This is a genomic window from Nocardiopsis gilva YIM 90087 (assembly GCF_002263495.1).
Lineage (GTDB): Bacteria > Actinomycetota > Actinomycetes > Streptosporangiales > Streptosporangiaceae > Nocardiopsis_C > Nocardiopsis_C gilva.
The window spans coordinates 49,099-65,296 of the sequence record NZ_CP022753.1; the positions used below are offsets into that span (position 1 = coordinate 49,099).

The 16,198-nt window shown below is 69.5% G+C and carries 16 protein-coding genes, 1 tRNA gene and 1 riboswitch; of the genes, 12 read left to right on the top strand and 5 right to left on the bottom strand.

Going from position 1 to position 16,198, the window contains the following annotated elements:
* The first annotated feature begins 78 nt into the window (after positions 1 to 78).
* Positions 79 to 261: riboswitch (cobalamin riboswitch) on the top strand.
* 187 nt (positions 262 to 448) lie between these two features.
* From CDO52_RS00330 to CDO52_RS00345, 4 genes are read left to right on the top strand one after another with little or no spacing between them, the layout of a single operon-like run.
* Positions 449 to 1,618, top strand: coding sequence for an ABC transporter substrate-binding protein (locus tag CDO52_RS00330; protein WP_017619419.1), 1,170 nt, complete (start codon positions 449 to 451; stop codon positions 1,616 to 1,618).
* A complete protein-coding gene (locus tag CDO52_RS00335; protein WP_094932150.1) occupies positions 1,599 to 2,693 on the top strand; it encodes a FecCD family ABC transporter permease in 1,095 nt (364 codons plus the stop codon). The genes CDO52_RS00330 and CDO52_RS00335 overlap by 20 nt, the downstream gene beginning before the upstream one ends.
* Positions 2,686 to 3,441, top strand: coding sequence for an ABC transporter ATP-binding protein (locus CDO52_RS00340; protein WP_017619421.1), 756 nt, complete (start codon positions 2,686 to 2,688; stop codon positions 3,439 to 3,441). Before CDO52_RS00335 ends, CDO52_RS00340 begins: the two co-directional genes overlap by 8 nt.
* A complete protein-coding gene (locus CDO52_RS00345; RefSeq protein WP_017619422.1) occupies positions 3,438 to 5,285 on the top strand; it encodes a TIM barrel protein in 1,848 nt (615 codons plus the stop codon). The genes CDO52_RS00340 and CDO52_RS00345 overlap by 4 nt, the downstream gene beginning before the upstream one ends.
* Before the next feature lie 32 nt (positions 5,286 to 5,317).
* Here CDO52_RS00345 and CDO52_RS00350 read toward each other — a convergent pair whose 3' ends face one another.
* From CDO52_RS00350 to CDO52_RS00360, 3 genes are read right to left on the bottom strand one after another with little or no spacing between them, the layout of a single operon-like run.
* A complete protein-coding gene (locus CDO52_RS00350) occupies positions 5,318 to 6,568 on the bottom strand; it encodes an MFS transporter (protein WP_232524353.1) in 1,251 nt (416 codons plus the stop codon).
* Positions 6,569 to 6,618: 50 nt separating this feature from the next.
* On the bottom strand, positions 6,619 to 6,978 hold the full coding sequence (locus CDO52_RS00355) for a MerR family transcriptional regulator (protein WP_017619424.1): 360 nt from the start codon (positions 6,976 to 6,978) through the stop codon (positions 6,619 to 6,621).
* A gap of 54 nt (positions 6,979 to 7,032) precedes the next feature.
* On the bottom strand, positions 7,033 to 7,527 hold the full coding sequence (locus tag CDO52_RS00360) for a MarR family winged helix-turn-helix transcriptional regulator (protein WP_017619425.1): 495 nt from the start codon (positions 7,525 to 7,527) through the stop codon (positions 7,033 to 7,035).
* A gap of 57 nt (positions 7,528 to 7,584) precedes the next feature.
* Between CDO52_RS00360 and CDO52_RS00365 the strand changes: the two genes are divergently transcribed.
* The 4 genes from CDO52_RS00365 (at position 7,585) to CDO52_RS00380 (ending at position 12,254) form a co-directional block, all read left to right on the top strand.
* Positions 7,585 to 8,694, top strand: a complete 1,110-nt coding sequence (locus tag CDO52_RS00365; RefSeq protein WP_094932152.1) for a questin oxidase family protein — start codon at positions 7,585 to 7,587, stop codon at positions 8,692 to 8,694.
* Between the two features lie 267 nt (positions 8,695 to 8,961).
* A complete protein-coding gene (locus tag CDO52_RS00370) occupies positions 8,962 to 10,644 on the top strand; it encodes a glycoside hydrolase family 10 protein (RefSeq protein ID WP_017619426.1) in 1,683 nt (560 codons plus the stop codon).
* 339 nt (positions 10,645 to 10,983) lie between these two features.
* Complete coding sequence (locus CDO52_RS00375; protein ID WP_026125932.1) at positions 10,984 to 11,469, top strand: hypothetical protein; 486 nt, start codon at positions 10,984 to 10,986, stop codon at positions 11,467 to 11,469.
* A 176-nt stretch (positions 11,470 to 11,645) separates the two neighbouring features.
* Positions 11,646 to 12,254, top strand: a complete 609-nt coding sequence (locus CDO52_RS00380) for a rhomboid family intramembrane serine protease (RefSeq protein WP_017619428.1) — start codon at positions 11,646 to 11,648, stop codon at positions 12,252 to 12,254.
* 86 nt (positions 12,255 to 12,340) lie between these two features.
* Here the strand turns inward: CDO52_RS00380 and dcd are convergent, their stop codons facing one another.
* On the bottom strand, positions 12,341 to 12,931 hold the full coding sequence (gene dcd / locus CDO52_RS00385; RefSeq protein ID WP_017619429.1) for a dCTP deaminase: 591 nt from the start codon (positions 12,929 to 12,931) through the stop codon (positions 12,341 to 12,343).
* Between the two features lie 122 nt (positions 12,932 to 13,053).
* Here dcd and CDO52_RS00390 point away from each other — a divergent pair.
* The 3 genes from CDO52_RS00390 to CDO52_RS28485 all read left to right on the top strand — a co-directional run bounded on the left by CDO52_RS00390 (position 13,054) and on the right by CDO52_RS28485 (position 13,884).
* Positions 13,054 to 13,127: transfer RNA gene (locus CDO52_RS00390), tRNA-Gly, on the top strand.
* A 118-nt stretch (positions 13,128 to 13,245) separates the two neighbouring features.
* Complete coding sequence (locus CDO52_RS28480; RefSeq protein WP_017619430.1) at positions 13,246 to 13,581, top strand: WGR domain-containing protein; 336 nt, start codon at positions 13,246 to 13,248, stop codon at positions 13,579 to 13,581.
* Positions 13,582 to 13,683: 102 nt separating this feature from the next.
* Positions 13,684 to 13,884 carry a hypothetical protein gene (locus CDO52_RS28485; protein WP_232524354.1) on the top strand — a complete coding sequence of 67 codons (201 nt, stop codon included), beginning with the start codon at positions 13,684 to 13,686 and terminating at the stop codon, positions 13,882 to 13,884.
* A gap of 65 nt (positions 13,885 to 13,949) precedes the next feature.
* Here CDO52_RS28485 and CDO52_RS00400 read toward each other — a convergent pair whose 3' ends face one another.
* A complete protein-coding gene (locus CDO52_RS00400; protein ID WP_017619431.1) occupies positions 13,950 to 14,684 on the bottom strand; it encodes a hypothetical protein in 735 nt (244 codons plus the stop codon).
* Between the two features lie 259 nt (positions 14,685 to 14,943).
* Here CDO52_RS00400 and CDO52_RS00405 point away from each other — a divergent pair, with 259 nt between their 5' ends.
* On the top strand, positions 14,944 to 16,197 hold the full coding sequence (locus tag CDO52_RS00405; RefSeq protein ID WP_026125933.1) for a cytochrome ubiquinol oxidase subunit I: 1,254 nt from the start codon (positions 14,944 to 14,946) through the stop codon (positions 16,195 to 16,197).
* Position 16,198: the final 1 nt, after the last annotated feature.

The window sequence follows — 16,198 nt, forward strand, 5'->3', positions numbered from 1 at the left end:
GCAGGGCGGTGCGGTGCGTTCGGAGTCGACCCCGGGTTCTTCTACGGAAGACAGGTCTGACCTTCCAGTTCGGGAGGGGGTTGGTTAGCCTTGATCTGTCGGCCGACCGCGACGGGATCCAGGAAGCCGGTGTGAATCCGGCACGGTCCCGCCACTGTGACCGGGGAGGGAACCCCACGTGCGACCACGGCTGATGGGCCGGAAGGTCGGGGTGAGCGTTGATCCGGGAGTCAGGAGACTGACCTGTCGCGGACACGATCCACGGGGCGCGGACCCCAGGGAGCGTGCATGGGGGCTGCCGTGGTTGCGGCAGTCCCGTTCGGGTGTGGCGTGTGCTGCTCATGGCGTGATCGACCGCGGTCCGGTTGATCGGTCGTGGTGAGGGTGCTCCGCTGTCCCGGGTGCAGGTTCTTCTGCGGCCTGCGTCCAGGACACGAGAGGAACCCGGATGCTCCATCGCGCCGCTCCGCCGAGCATCGTCCCCCACGGGCGAAACCGTGTAGATGAACCCTCCCTTCCGGCTGTCCCGCGTCGCAGACTGCTGGGAGGAGCGCTCGCCGCCGCCGTACTTCCGCTCGTCACTGCCGGGTGCGGTCGAACCGGCACCTCAGAGGACGCGGGGGGCCGTACGGTCACCGACCTCGCGGGAGAGAAGGTGGCGCTCTCCGGCCCGGTGAAGCGAGTGGTGACGATCCCGCTGCCCGCCGCTTCCATGGTGGTGGCGGTGAACGGCGGGCCGGACGTGCTGGTCGGCATGAACGCCGCCTCGCGCACCGCCATCGAGGACAGCTACCTCGGCGAGGTCTACCCCGAGCTGCTCAAGGTCGCCACCGACGTCGCGGGAGCCGAGTTCGCGCCCAATATCGAGAGTGTTCTGGCGCTGGAGCCGGACGTGGTCATCCAGTGGGGCGACCGCGGCGCCGGCCTCGTCGATCCGCTGCGCGACACCGGCCTCCCGGTCGCCCAGCTCACCTACGGGACCCAGGAAGACCTCGAAGGCGCCATCACCCTCTACGGCGAGCTGCTCGAAAAGCAGGACCGGGCCGACAAGCTGATCGGTCGGATGCACGAGCGGTTGAAGCGGTTGCGGGCCGAGCTGCCCGAATCCGACGACGACCGGCCGTCCGTCCTGTATCTGCGGGGTGCCGAGGACAGTCTGGAGGTCGGCGCCGGAGCCTCCTACAACCACTTCGTCATCGACCTCGTCGGGGGCCGCAATCCCGCCGCCGACCTCGACAACGAGCGGGCCACGATCGACGTCGAGCAGCTCCTGGAATGGGACCCCGAGATCATCCTGATCGGCAACTTCGGCCCGGCCACGCCGAAGTCCATGTACGACGACCCCAAACTGGCGGGCCTGCGCGCCGTGCGCGACCGCCGCGTCTACAAGGTGCCCCTGGGCGGCTACCGCTGGGACCCGCCCAGCCAGGAGTCCCCGCTCATGTGGGCGTGGGTCGCCGGTCTGGTGCACGAGACCGGGGCGCCGGGCCTGCGCGAGGACGTCGTCGACACCTACGGGTTCCTCTACGGCGGCGAGCCCTCCGACGCTCAGTTGGACACCATCCTCAACGTGAAGCTCAACTCCGTATCCCGCGGTTATGACGCGTTCGGCAACTGAGCCGGTGGTCGACGCCGCGGAACCGGCCGACGCGGTCCACGACGCCGAAGCGGCGGCCGCTCCCCGCCATCGCGGCACGGTGGCGGGGCTGGTGGCCGTCGTCCTGGTCGTCGGTGTCCTGGCCCTCGGCTTCGGCCGCTACTCCGTCAGCGTCGACCACGTCGTCCGTATCCTCCTCGGCCAGCTCCTCCCGATCGACCGCACCTGGTCGGCCACGGAGGCCGCCGCCGTGCTCAACGTGCGCCTGCCCCGGATCCTGCTGAGCATGCTCGTCGGTGCGGGCCTCGCCGTCTGCGGCGCGGTCCTCCAGGCCGTCTTCGGCAATCCGATCGTGAGCCCGCAGATCCTCGGCGTCTCCTCGGGCGCGTCGTTCGGCGGCGCCCTGGCGATCGTGCTCGGGCTGGGCTCGGCCGCGCTGGTCCTGGGCGCGTTCACGTTCGGGCTGGCCGCACTCGTGGCGGTCTTCGTGATCAGCAGGGCCCGCGGACCCGCCCCGCCCCTGACGATCGTGTTGTCCGGCATCGTTGTCGGAGCGTTCTTCTCCGCCCTGGTCTCGCTCCTCACCTACCTCGCCGATCCCTACACCGACCTGCCGTCCATTGTGTTCTGGCTGCTCGGCAGCCTTGCCGCCGCCAGCTACGCCAAGGTCGCCGTCGTCGGTATCCCGACCGTGGCGGGCGGAGCGCTGTTCCTGGCGCTGCGCTGGCGGATCAACGTGCTGTCCCTCGGCGACGAGGACGCCACCACCCTCGGCCTGCGCCCCGGGCGGCTGCGCTGGCTGCTGCTCGCGGCGGTGGCGGCCGTCGTCGCCGGGGCGGTCGCCGTCAGCGGAGTCATCGGCTGGGTCGGACTGGTCGTGCCCCACCTCGCGCGGCTGCTGGTGGGCTCCGACCACCGAGCGGTCATCCCCGTATCCGTCCTGATCGGCGCGGCCTACCTCACCGTCATCGACACCGTGACGCGCAACCTCGGGGTCGCCGAGATTCCGCTCGGCGTGCTGACCGCCCTCGTCGGCGCCCCCGTCTTCCTCGTCCTCCTGCACAACAGCCGCCGAAGGATGTGGTCCCATGCTTGACCTCGACGGGCTGGGGTTCTCCTACGACCCGCCCCACTGGCTGTTCCGCGACATCTCGCACCGCGTCACCGAGGGCGAGGTGCTGACCGTGCTCGGCCCCAATGGCCGCGGCAAGACCACCCTGCTCCGCTGCCTCGTCGGGCTCGCACACCCCACCGCGGGCACGGTGCGGGCCGATGGCGCCATCGGCTTCGTCCCCCAACAGCACCACTCCACGTTCGCCTACCGGGCGCTGGACATGGTGCTCATGGGCCGCACCCGGCACCTCGCGCCGCTCGCGTCCCCCGGCCGACGCGACCGCCGCCTGGCGCTGGCCGCGATGGAACGGGTCGGCATCGGGCATCTGGCCGACCGCGACTATCCGACGCTCAGCGGTGGCGAGCGCCAGCTCGTGCTGCTCGCCCGTGCGATCGCGGGCGAAGGGCGGGTTCTGGTCCTCGACGAACCCGCCTCCGCTCTCGACCTGCGCAACCAGGGCCGCGTACTGCACCTGCTGCGCGACCTCGCCGACGACGGCCACGCGGTCGTCATGACGACCCACCATCCCGACCACGCTCTAGAGATCGCCGATACCGCGATGCTCATGTTCGGCGGCAGCGACGTGCGGGTCGGCCCCGCATCCCGGCTGCTGACCGAGGACACCGTCGGCGACCTCTACGGCGTCCGCGCGCACAGCCTCGTCCTTGACGCCGGCGACGCATCCCGTCGCGTCCTCGTCACCCGGTTCGACCAGGAGGTCCACCCGTGACCGCTCCCGCCCCCGCTCCACGGCTCGCCTGCACGATCCGGCCGTGGGCGCAGTTCCCCCTCGACCGCGCGCTGCGCGGCATCCGGACCGCCGGGTTCGACACGGTCGCGCTGCCGGTGCACGGGGTGCCCGCCGTGGTCACCCCCGACACCCCACCCGAGCGCGCCGCGCGCGTGGGATCCATCATCGCGGAGCACGGGCTCGACCTCGTCCTGCTCAGCCACGCCGCCGACCTGGACCGCGGCGACGCGGTGGCACTCAGCTCGCTGTGCCGTCAGATCGACCACTGTGCCCGGCTCGGTGTGCGGCTCCTGGTCGACATGGGGTGCGCCGAGCCAGCGAACGACGAGCGCTACGTGCGGCTGATGGTCGGCGCCGCCCCGTACGCCGCCGCCCACGGCGTCACGATCGCGGTCAAGCCGCACGGCGGGCTGACCAGCACCGCCGCCGACACCCTCGCCCTGATCGAACGCGTCGGGCACACGGCCTTCCAGGCGTGCTGGGACCCGGGCAACGTCGTGCACTACGGGGGCGGATCCCCCACTGAAGGCCTGGCCGAGCTCGCCCCGCATGTCGTCGCTGTCGGCGCCCGCGACCATCCGGTGCGGCGCACGGAGCGGAACGGAGCCGCCAGCGGTGGGATGCCGCCGGCGATCACACCGGGCGACGGCATGGTCGACTTCGTCGGGCTCTACCGAACCCTGCGCGAGCACGGCCGTTTCACCGGGCCGAGCGCGGTGGAGAGCGTGACCAAGCTCGGCACCGTCGAGCAGCTCGAGTCCGAGGCGGAGCGAGCCCGCGACAACCTGCACGACGCCCTCGCCGGACGGGAGCCGACCCGCGCCGACCGGGAGCGCGCGGCCCCCGCGCCAGTGCGCCGATCCTGCTCGCTGGTGGCGCGCGCGGCCGCGGAGGATCCGATCGGCACGGCGCGTTACTTCGACCGCTTTCTCATGCTCGAACTGCCGCTGCCCTGGCCGCAGGGGATGGGCACCCCCGTGTGGGAGACGCCCCGCGTGCCCGCGCCGCTGCGGGCCGCACTGCGCGCGGCCACGCGCAGGACCGAGGAGCGGGGGCTGACCATGAAGACCTTCGCGGCGGCGCCCGACCCGGAGTTTTCGACCCCGGGAATGATGCGGGTGCTCCGCTTCGACCGGGAACCCGGAGCGGCCGCCGCGCTGTCCCGGATCGAGCACAGCGTGCCCGAGGAGCACGCGGCCGAGTTCATCGACGCGCTCTTCTCCGACGACCCGGCCGCCCTCGACCCCTTCGCCCGCTACCGAGCGACGGGTCACCACCGCGACCTGGTCGTGTGCACCCACGCCTCGGTCGACGGCTGCTGCGGCACCTACGGCTACCCCCTTTACCGCGCGCTACGGGACGCGCACGGCGGCTCCGGCGACGTGCGTGTGTGGCGGGTCAGCAGCTTCGGCGGGCACCGGTTCGCCCCCACCCTCGTCGACTTCCCCGAAGGCCGCTACTGGGGCAACCTCACTCCGGAGCGCATGGGACAGCTGGTGCACCGCACCGGCGACCCCGCCGACCTGCTCGACCTCTACCGAGGCTGGGGCTACCTGAAGTACCCCTGGGAACAGGCGGTCGAGCGCGAACTCCTGCGGACGCTTGGCTGGGAGTGGATCGGCCAGCGGCTGGAGCTGGCGCCGACCGACCCTGACCCAGACGGCACGCGCGTCGTGCGGGCAACAGCGCGAGATCCCCGGTCCGCAGCGGCTCGGCACTTCGACGCCGTGGTCGAGCAGGTGGGACCAGAACCCGTGCTGGTGGGATGCGACGGGACCGCGGGGGAGGTCCAGCGCTACGTCGTCGAGCTCAAGAGCCGGTGACCCATCCCGGCGGTTCGAGTCAGGAACTCCGCTCACCCGCAGGCGGCAGGGGTTGGCGACTCGGGCCGCTCGGCCGGGGGCCCGGCAGCATTCGCAGGCGTCGCGTCCGGGGTCGCCGCAGAGCGTTCTCGGGCGGGGCGCAAGGTCAGCGACAGGGACAGCAGTGTCATCAGGGCGGCGGCGATCGGCAGGTAGCGGACACCGACGAGACTGATGAGGGCACCGCCCAGGGCGCCCGCCACGCCCGTGCCCAGGTAGAGACCGGCGATGTTCATCGCCAGCGCGGTCATCCCGACCTGCGACCCTACCGCCGCCATGATGCTGCCCTGGATCGGTGGGTTGGTGCCCCAGGCGAACACCGCCCACAGTGCGACCAGCATGCCGAGCAGGATCGGGTAGCCGAAGCCGGTGAGGGCGAGGACAGCGAGCAGGGCGAGCGCCAGCGTGTGACCGCCGACCACCACCGGCAGGGCGAGCCGCGGTCCGAGGCGGTCGGTCAGGCGGCCACTGAACAGTGCTCCACCGAAGCCAGCGACACCGACGACGAACAGCAGCGTGGTGAGCAGTGATGGCGAATCCCAGGCCACATAAGCGGTGTAGGGCGCCAGGTAGCTGTAGAACATCAGTCCACCGGACGCCACCAGGAAGCTCACCATGACCAGACGCAGCACCGCCGGGTCGTGGAGCGGGCGGAGCCGCTCGCGCAGTGGGGCGGGCGCGCTGCCGCTGATCTTCGGGCCGGTGATCCCCAACCCCGCCGCGGCGATGACGCCCACCGCCGCGATCAGCAGGAAGGTCGCCCGCCAGCCGACGGCACCGCCGAGCCAGGAGCCCAACGGGACCCCGGTGATCAGGGCGACCGTCATGCCCGCTGTGAGCACGGAGAGGTAGCGGCCCTGGCGTCCGGCCGGAGCGCCCACGGCCGCGGACGTGAACGCCGCGGACGTGACGACGGCCGCGCACAGCGCGGCGACAGCGCGCGCGAGCATCAGTATCCAATAACCCGGCGCGAATGCCGCCGCGATATTCGCGACAGCGAAAACCGCCAGTCCGGAAATCATGACACCGCGCTTCGGGAATCGGTCGAAGACGACCGCCAGCGTGGGAGCACTGATGGCATAGACGACCGCGAAGACCGTGATGAGCTGGCCCGCGGCCGCGATCGATACGTCCAGGTCGTCAGCGATGAGCGGCAGGAGGCCAGCGATGATGAATTCGTCCGTCGCGGTGGCGAACAGGACCAAAAACAGCACAAAGAGCCACCATGGAATGGTGCGATTCATTATGAGGATTCTTTCAGCTCAGCCAGAATGGGCGACCGGCACGCGGCGGATTATCCAACTCCGCTGATTCGCTTTTCCAGCCGGTCGCGGTGGCCGGCGAGGACGGAGATCTTCCTGTCGAGTTCGGCCAGGCGATGGTTGTAGATCTCCAGGACGCGGTAGCACTGTTCGGGGTCCAGGTCCTGGTCCAGGCAGGGCGCGACGCGTTGCAGGTCGGCGACGCTCAACCCGGACCCCAGCAGTTCGCGGATGTTGCGAACCCGCACCACGGCGTCCTGGTCGTATTCGCGCCAACCGTTCTCCGAACGGCGGGACTCCAGGAGCCCGTGCTGCTCGTAGTACCGCAGCGACCTCCGGCTGACGCCTGTCAGCGCCGAAAGCTCTCCGATCCGCACCGGTTCACCGTACATATCGGGGACGCTAGGTGCTGACACCGGTGTCAAGGTCAAATCTCCGCGGGCGGTTCACAGCTCGCGCACCTCCCGGGCCCAGGCCCGAAGCCCGGCCCGGAACCCTTCGCGGTCGCGGGGCGAGAGACCTTCGAGGACGCGCAGGAGCGGGGCGGCGCGCGCGGCGATCATCGACTCGACCAGGGGGCGGCGCCCCTCGGGGATGCTGACGAACGCGCGGCGGCGGTTGTCCGGGTCCTCGCGGCGGTCCACCCAGCCGGTTCGGCTCAGGTCTCCGACAAGCTCGCTGGCCGTGCCGAGTGACACATCCAACCGCCGGGCCAGGGCGGTGACGGTGAGCGGCTCCTCGGCCAGCATCTGGGTGAGGACGGCCCCGTGCCGCGGTGTCAGCCGGTGGTCCTCGAACAGTGCCCGCAGCTCATCGGGCATGTCGGCCATCGCCCGGGCCGGGCGGAAGTACCCGGCGAGCAGCGGAATGAAGCCGAGGATCTCCTTGATCTCCTCAGGGCTCGGCGCTCGCGAGTCCGCGTTCGAGGTCTTGTCACTCACACCCGGAGTCTATATCTTCGGATATCCGAACTATTTGTAAATCCGAAGGGTTATCTCGTGATCGGCTACGAAGACGCCGTCAACGACGCACTCCTCCGCCTGGACGGCCTGGGCTACGAGCACGGATCCAACGACTTCGCCACCCACGGGCCGATGGCGGCCGAGGCCCTGGCGGCCCTCGGCCACGGAGACCAGGTCGCGGCGTGGGTGAACAACTATCGGAACACCACGGAGCACCACGACCCGCCCGAGCGGCGTTCCGGCATCGATCCCGAGGACGAGTCGTCGTGGCGCTCCGCGCTGGGCGAGTTCAGCAAGGCCGGGGAGTGGGAGCACCTGTTCGCTCGTGAGCTGGCCGAGGCACCGTGGCGCGACGTGCTCGCCCGCTGGTGGCCCCGCCTCATCCCGGGCATGCTCAGCGGCCTGACGCACGGCACGATCCGCACCGCGCACGCCGTGCGCGGCATCGCCGCCGCCCGCACCCCCAGCCAGGCACAGCTGACCGAGCTCGCTCGGGCGCTCGCCTACTGGGCGGCGCGCTACCACCGGCTACCCGGCCAGGCGCACCTGCGCGGCACGTCCGATCTCGGTTCGGCGATCGCCGCCCTGCCGCGCCAGTCGGCCGACGGAGGGGCTGCTCAGCCGCCCCCGCTACCTCCGCAGCGTCTCCGCGGGCTGGGCGAGAACGCGGGGTACAACGACGCTCTGGACTCCGTGCGCCCCACCGACCCGCAGTGGCTCATCAGCGAGATGACGGCGGAGTTCGCGGGCGTCTACCTCGCCCACCCGGAGGTCTTCCCCGTGCCACTGATCCACGGCGTCACGGCACCTGCGGCGGTCCGGCTCGTGCTCCCGCACCTGCCGGTCGAACTGCACGAACCGACGGTGGCGGCGCTGTGGCAGGTGCACATGGCACTGCTGCTGGCCTTCACCGATGACCGGCGGGGCGAGGCGGAGGCGCTCGCGGCGTCCCAGGACGACGACGTCCCGGCACTCAGCGAACTGATCGCCCGCGGCGCGGAGCATGTGGACGAGCACGTCATCAAGTTCACCGAGGCGTGCGCGCGCGAGTACGCACTCCGGCCGGATCCGCGCTATGAGGCGGCGCTGCACGCCGCCCAGCAGCGCATCCCGAACCGGGGAGCACTGTCCGTGTTCCCCGCATGAGCCGCTGACCAGCGGGGAGGCGGTCGCCTGGGGACCACGGCCGCCTCCCCGCTTCACCCATGTGTCCCCTCCGACCCGGTGGACCCCAGGCGTCCAGTCGACGAAAAACACCCGCGATTCCACCACGGAATCTCAATTGCACCCTTTTAGAATGAGGTGCGCATCACATCGCTCTGTCCGACTTCCAAGAACGCACGAGTTCGGAAGGGACCAACGTCGATGGACGATTACCGGGAACCGGGAGCAGCGCCGAACCAAAGCCGATACATGGACCAGGACCACGCCTCCCGCCCGATCCCCCACTCACCGCAGGACTCCGCGCTGCTCTCCCGCCGCTCCACACTGCGCGCGGCGGGCGGCGCGCTGACCGCACTCGTCTCCGCACCACTGCTCGCCTCTGCCCTGCCCGCGCGCGACGCGTTGGCGGCACGGGGCGGAGCGCCGAGCGACGACCCCGACGACTACGACGACCCCTGCCCCGAACCCGACCCCGACGCGCCGCCCAAGCGGCAGATGCGTGCGGCGTGGATCGCCTCCGTCGTGAACATCGACTGGCCCAGCGCCCAGGGCCTCGACGTCGCGACCCAGCAGACCGAGCTGGCCCGGCTGTACGACGAGGCGGTCAGCCACGGCCTCAACGCGGTCTTCGTGCAGATCCGACCGACGGCCGACGCCTTCTGGCCGTCCCCGTTCGAGCCGTGGTCGGAGTGGCTGACCGGACAGCAGGGCGGTAACCCCGGCTACGACCCGCTGGAGTTCGCCATCGCCGAGGCGCACCGGCGGAACCTGGAGTTCCACGGCTGGTTCAACCCGTACCGGGTCTCGATGCACAACGAGATCGAGCGCCTGGTGGAGAGCCACCCGGCCCGGCTGCACCCGGAGTGGATATTCGAGTACGGCGAGCGCTTCTACTACAACCCGGGCATCCCGGAGGTCCGTGCCTTCGTGCAGGACGCGATGATGCACGCGGTCGAGCACTACGACATGGACGGCGTGCACTTCGACGACTACTTCTACCCCTATCCCTCGGGCAATAGGGAAATACCGGACCGGGAGACCTACGCCCGCTACGGGAACCGCTTCGACTACATCGGCGACTGGCGACGGTACAACGTCGACCTGCTGGTGCGGGAGATGAGCGAGCGGATCAAGGCGGCCAAGCCGCACGTGCGGTTCGGAATCAGCCCGTTCGGGATCTGGCGCAACGCGTCCAGCGATCCGGACGGATCCGATACCAGCGGCTTCGAGTCCTACGACGGCATCTACGCCGACTCGCGGAAGTGGGTGCGCGAGGGGTGGCTCGACTACATCAACCCGCAGGTGTACTGGGAGATCGGGCTGAAGGTCGCCGACTACGCGAAGCTCGTGCCGTGGTGGGCGGGCGTGGTCGAGGGGACCGACACGCACCTGTACATCGGGCAGGCCGCATACAAGGTGGGCAACCCGGGGGCGTGGGAGGACATGCGCGAGCTGAGCCGGCATCTCGCGTTCAACCGGGACTACCCGCAGGTGAACGGGGACGTGTACTTCAGCGCGATTCGGATGCGGACGACGGCGGCGGAGGCCATGCGGATCATCGCCGAGGAGCACTACGCGTATCCGGCGCTGATACCGGTCACCGAAGGGCTCGACGGCGAGGCACCGCCTGCGCCGTTGATCATCCGCGCCCGGCGCACGGCGGGCGGGGCGGAGCTGACCATTCGGCGGCGGCACCGCAGCGAGCCGGCGTACTACGCGGTGTACCGGTTTGCCGGGGAGCCCGAATATGCCGAGCCGCCGGTATGCGACATGGAGGATCCACGGAACATGGCCGGGACGGTGCGGTGCGATGGTGAGATGACCACGTTCGTCGACACGGAGGTGGCAGAGGGGCCGCACACCTATTACGTAACGGCGCTGGACCGCCTGCACCACGAGAGCGAGCCGAGTCGCGGTCGCTACGTCGCGTGAGCCGTGGGGCGCGGCCGGGGCACGTCCGACCGGCCAGGGTGGCGCGGCGGCACGTAGATCCCACACGTCCACCGCGCCACCACGCGCCCCGGGCCCTGCCTCGGCCACGTGCCGCAAGGCGCGCGCCGCGCCCGGGCACGGGTTACGGGGGCGCTCGATATGATCACGTCCACGCCCGAAACCCGGATCGCCGCCATGGCAGGGGGTGCGGCTTTCCCGGCGGTTTCCGAATCCTTACCGCGTTCCTTTCTCGTTCGGCCTTCCGCTGGGCCGTCAGACCGGTACAGTGCGATCGGTGGTAGCCACACCCCCGTGACGCACAGTGAAAGAGGCCTGTCCGTGTCCGATACGGTTCGCTTGATCTGTCCCGTGGGGCGCAAGCATGGGGAAACGTGGGGCGGAGCCGCGCTCACCCTGCTCGGCGTCGTCACCATTGCTCTCTCACCGACCTACTGGGCCAACCTGATCCTGGGCATCCTGCTGGTCGCGGTCGGGTGCGCCCTCCTCTGGCACGGATTCCGGATGGAAGTACCGGTGCTGGAGGTCGAGGACGGCGAGTTCCGCTACGCGCGGGGGCGCTACATCGTGCGGATCCCGTTCGACGAGATCGGCTCGTACTACGTGCTGCGCGGACGCACGCGCTCGCTGGGGCTGTGCGACCTGACCGGCCGCCCGCGCGTCTTCCCGTCGGTTGAGGGCCGCCGCGCGAGCCGCCCGTACCTGCCCCTCACGGGCATGACGTCGCCGTCCAAGATCGAGGCGTTCATGCTGGCCGTCGGGATCCCGCCGCGCGACAGGTCGCTGACGGCGGGCAGCAGCAGCTAACAGCAGGCCACCGTCATGTGATCCGCGTCACACGTACACGGGCGTGGACTACCCCACGCCCCAAGAAAAGGCCCTGGTCAGCTGCGTGCGGGTCGACGAGCCGGTCGGCGGGGGCGTTGTTGACCGTCCTCACGGACTTATATTCGGCCGACAGGCGGTCACATACAGTCGGAAGCGTGACGCAGTCTCGGATTACCGCCATCCTGACCGTCGCGGCCTTCGCCGCCGCGATGTGGATCATCGAGGTCCTTGACTTCCTCGCCAACGGAGCGTTCGACCAGACCTTCGGCCTGCGCGCCTGGCAGACGGACGCCCCGTGGACGGTGCTGACGGCGCCGTTCATGCACGCGGGCTTCGAGCACCTGATGAGCAACACCGTGCCCTTCCTGGTGCTCGGCTCACTCGTGGCGTTGGGCGGGCTCGGCCGCTTCATGTGGACGACGCTGATCGTGATGGTGGTGAGCGCGGTCGGCGTGTGGCTGTTCTCCTCGCCGGGGACGCTCACGGTGGGCGCCAGTGGCCTGGTCTTCGGGTATTTCGGCTACACCGTGCTACGCGGGATCGTCGAGCGCCGGACCGTCGACATCGTCATCATGATCAGCGTCATCATCTTCTACGGCACGCTGATCTGGGGTGTGCTGCCCCAGCAGACGGGCATCTCCTGGCAGGCCCACCTCTTCGGCTTCATCGGCGGCCTGCTGTCCGCCTACGTCCTCCCCCGGACCGAGACACCGCGCCCGATCACCCGCGGCCCCGAGTACGGCTCTCCCGGCTACTACAGCTGAGCCAGCGTGAAGGGCAGGTGGCGGGGATCTCGCACCCGCCACCCCCCCTTGCTCGCCGCTCTCGCGAGTGCCCCTGGGGGCCAGGATCAGCGATCGTCCGAGTCGACCGGCGTCCGGAAGAAGTTCATGAAGGACCGTGAGGGCGTCGGCCCACGCTGCCCCTGGTATCGGGAACCGTAGGCGGGCGACCCATAGGGCCGCTCCGCGGGCGAGGTCAGCCGGAACATGCACAGCTGACCGATCTTCATCCCCGGGTAGAGCTTGATGGGCAGCGTCGCCACGTTGGACAGCTCCAACGTGACATGCCCGGAGAACCCGGGATCGATGAACCCAGCGGTGGAGTGCGTCAGCAGCCCGAGCCGCCCCAGCGAGCTCTTCCCCTCGAGGCGACTGGCGATGTCGTCCGGCAGCGTGATGACCTCATAGGTGGAGGCCAACACGAACTCCCCGGGGTGCAGGATGAACGCCTCATCCCCCTCGGAAGCGACCAACCGAGTCAGATCCGGCTGCTCGACCGCGGGGTCGATGTGCGGGTACTTGTGGTTCTCGAACACACGAAAGTACCGGTCGAGCCGGACATCGATACTCGACGGCTGGATCAGCCCGGGGTCATACGGATCGATCTTGACCCGCCCAGACTCGATTTCGGACCTGATATCACGATCGGAGAGCAGCACGCTGACGAACTTACCTGGTGTGACCCCATGCAGGGGATTCGTACCACCTGGAGCGTTACCCACCACGCCGCCGCGTCAGGTACGATAGCCTTCGTTGGCAGGCCGGGAACCGGCCTCACAACGCGGATGTAGTTCAATGGTAGAACTTCAGCTTCCCAAGCTGATAACGCGGGTTCGATTCCCGTCATCCGCTCCACTCAACAGACGGGCCCTGACCTGCGAACTCAGTTCGGACAGGCAGGGTCCGTTTGCGTATCGGAGGCACACAGCCGTTGCGTGCTGAGATCGCCCTCGGATCTCCTCCGCAGGGATCCATGCAGCAGTGTCGAAGCCACCGTTTCTCCTCCTTCTTCCGAACTCGACTGAAGCCCTCCGACGAGGGCGACGGTGGGCACAAGTTCTATGAGGTGGTGACCCCCGGGACCGAGGCCGCGGTCCGATTTGGGCGCGACGGGAAGGCCGAACCGATGCGGGTGGCGAATTGTGCGACACCGGCGAAGGCTGCGGCCGCGGCTTCGAAGAAGATCGCGGAGAAGCTGCGCAAGGGGTACGCGCCCGCGGTGCAGGGGGTGCGCAAGCGGCGGCCTGTCACACGGCGGCAGATCGTGCGTCGCCGGTCGACGGCCCGACGGGCGTCGGTTCTGTGGTGATTCCAGTCGGGGAGGGCGGCGCTCGGGATCTTCATCGACGACGAGCGATGCTCGGCGGGTAACTAGGCGGGGGACGTCTACGCGCTGCCTCACGAGGGTTCGGTGGTCGCGCGCTACGGGCTGCTCGACGGACTGAAGTGCACCGTCTCCGACGCCTTTTGGATCTACGCGGGCTGCGACGACGCCAAGGTCTGCGACCTCGCCGCCAAGATCCCGCACGTGGCCTACGAGATCGCCGAGGACGTCGAGTCCAGCCGCAGCGGCTTCTACCGCGTCCGCAGCGACATCTGCCGCCGGGCCTGACCAGCGGCCCTTTGTCAATGCGGCCGCTCCGACGCCACCGGGGACCCGGCGGCTACCGGAGATTCCTAGCCCGCCGCGGTGTCCGGGGAGCGCTTCCGGGTGACGTAGATGCGCGCCACGAAGGTCAGAGTGGCGGCCATGGGGAGCCAGGCGGCGGCCACTATCCAGAAGTTCTTGTCCCTGTCGCCGAGCACGAGCGGAGAGAAAGGACCGGCAACGAACAGCCCGAAGGCGAGGCCCAGGGTAGCGACCATGCCCGGCGTGGGGGCAGGGGCGCCGTGGCGGCGCAGGCGCCATGCGCACGCGGCCGTCATGAGCAGGCCGGGTGGAACGGTGATCAGCGCGAGGATGAGGACCCCTGCGCGCATGTTGTCCGGGGCGGCGTACGTCTCCTGCGAATCACCCTCGGAAGCGATCTCGGTCAGTCGTCCGCGCCAGATGGTGCCGGTGACCTTGTCGCCATCGTCAAGGCGGAACAGCACGGGGCCGTGGGAGGGGTAACGCGTCTCCCACCTGCCCCCGGCCGCGTCCGTCAGGAGGGCTCGGTTCGACTCGCTCCGCTTGTGGGTCAAGTGGGTACCGGACACGGTGAACTCCTGCGTCCACCGGCATTCGGCGGGCGCGGACGGAGCGGTCGGGCAACGCTCCGCCGCCTTGTAGGCGCGCAGATCGCGGACGCCGTCCGGTGCCTCCTTCGCGACGAGGAAGGCGACGCCGACCACCACAGCGATGCCGACCAGCAGGGCAAGGACGGTCGCGACGGTGCTCCGCAGGATCCAGGTGGGGGAGAGGGCGGACATGCCCGTATCGTCCCATTTCGTGAATCTTGGTGGCGACCCATAAACAGCGGCGAGCCGCGCCTCGCTCCGGCTTGAGCTCGCCTCCCTACTCCGCGCCTGGGGATCTCCACTGGTCCGCTACATCCCAGAGCGTACGTGCCAGCAACCTTCCCCTCCTGGGGCTGTAGGCCAAGTGCAGGCGCGGGAGTGATTCGCGAGTGATAGCGGGCGCCTGAGCATGGCCACACACGCTTCCCAACCGGCAAAGGCCCGCAACGCCATGCTCGATGATCCGCTTCAGCTCGCGCGGCTGCAGTTCGCTCTTACTGCTGCGACGCACTACATGTTCGTCGCGTTCACGCTCGGCCTGGCGCCCTATGTCCTGTTCAGCCAGCTCAGCGCCACCCTGCGTCGGGATGAGGCGCGGATGCGGGCGGTGCGGTTCTGGGGTGGGTTGTACGTCGTGAACTACGCGATGGGCATCCTGTCCGGGCTGGTCATGGAGTTGCAGCTGGCGCTGAACTGGCAGGGGCTCGGCGAAGTGTTCGGGTACGCGTTCGGCGCACCGCTGGCCGTGGAGACCATGGCCGCGTTCTTCGTCGAGTCGACCTTCCTGGGCCTGTGGATTTTCGGATGGGACCGCATGGGCCGGTGGGCCCACTGGGGTTGCTTCCTCGTCGTCACCGCCACGGCCTACGCCTCGGCGTATTGGGTCCTGGTCGCTAACGGGTTCCTGAAGTGGCCCGCCGGCTTCGCGATCGAGGATGGTGTGGCGGTCATCGACGACGCGTGGGTTCTGGTGGCCAATCCGTCCGCGTTGATGGGGTTCGCGCACGTGGTGATGTCGACGATGTTGGTCGGCGGCGCCGTCATCATCGCAACCAGCGCCTACCACCTGCGGCGCCGCAATGATCCCGACCGGATGTACCACCGGAGCATCCGGCACGGCGTTGTGCTGTTGATGATCGGGCTGATCCCAACGGTGATCAGCGGTGGAGTGCAGTTCACCCTGTTGGGCAAGGAGCCGCCGACCAGCGGGGCCACCTACTCCGCGGCCGAGATCGCGGCGATCGAGCAGGGGCACGGAGACGGGAGCAGCGCCCAGGTCTTCGGAGGGCTGGGCCTCGCCCTGATGATGCTCGCCTGGTCGCTGCTGGCCTGCGTCTGCATACTCACGGCGCTGGTGTGGCTGGTCGGCCGACTCGACCGATGGCGCTGGCACCTGCGGCTGCTCGCCTTCGTGCCGGTGCTGCCGTATGCGGCGAGCGTCGGCGGGTGGGTCTTCCGCGAGACCGAGCGTCAGCCCTGGGTCGTGCGCCACCACCTGACGACGGCGGACGCCATGACCGACATGTCCCCGCTCATGGCCGGGGTGTCCTTCACCTTCTTCACGGTGGCTTTCGCTCTGCTCGGAACGGTCACCGCCTGGCTACTGATCCGCCTCGCCCGGCGCGGCCCCGACGCGAGCCCGCTGGCCGCACCGGATCTGTCCGCCCCCGACGACCTTGACCGTGGCCCCGCCCCGACACTGTGAC

Bases quoted from the DNA above. Each gene is read 5' to 3' on its own strand.
- CDO52_RS00370 (WP_017619426.1), top strand. From the start codon at position 8,962: ATGGACCAGGACCACGCCTCCCGCCCGATCCCCCACTCACCGCAGGAC.
- CDO52_RS00335 (WP_094932150.1), top strand. From the start codon at position 1,599: ATGACGCGTTCGGCAACTGAGCCGGTGGTCGACGCCGCGGAACCGGCC.
- CDO52_RS00340 (WP_017619421.1), top strand. From the start codon at position 2,686: ATGCTTGACCTCGACGGGCTGGGGTTCTCCTACGACCCGCCCCACTGG.
- CDO52_RS00405 (WP_026125933.1), top strand. From the start codon at position 14,944: ATGCTCGATGATCCGCTTCAGCTCGCGCGGCTGCAGTTCGCTCTTACT.
- CDO52_RS00350 (WP_232524353.1), bottom strand. From the start codon at position 6,568: ATGAATCGCACCATTCCATGGTGGCTCTTTGTGCTGTTTTTGGTCCTG.
- CDO52_RS00355 (WP_017619424.1), bottom strand. From the start codon at position 6,978: ATGTACGGTGAACCGGTGCGGATCGGAGAGCTTTCGGCGCTGACAGGC.
- CDO52_RS00330 (WP_017619419.1), top strand. From the start codon at position 449: ATGCTCCATCGCGCCGCTCCGCCGAGCATCGTCCCCCACGGGCGAAAC.
- CDO52_RS28480 (WP_017619430.1), top strand. From the start codon at position 13,246: ATGCAGCAGTGTCGAAGCCACCGTTTCTCCTCCTTCTTCCGAACTCGA.
- CDO52_RS00400 (WP_017619431.1), bottom strand. From the start codon at position 14,684: ATGTCCGCCCTCTCCCCCACCTGGATCCTGCGGAGCACCGTCGCGACC.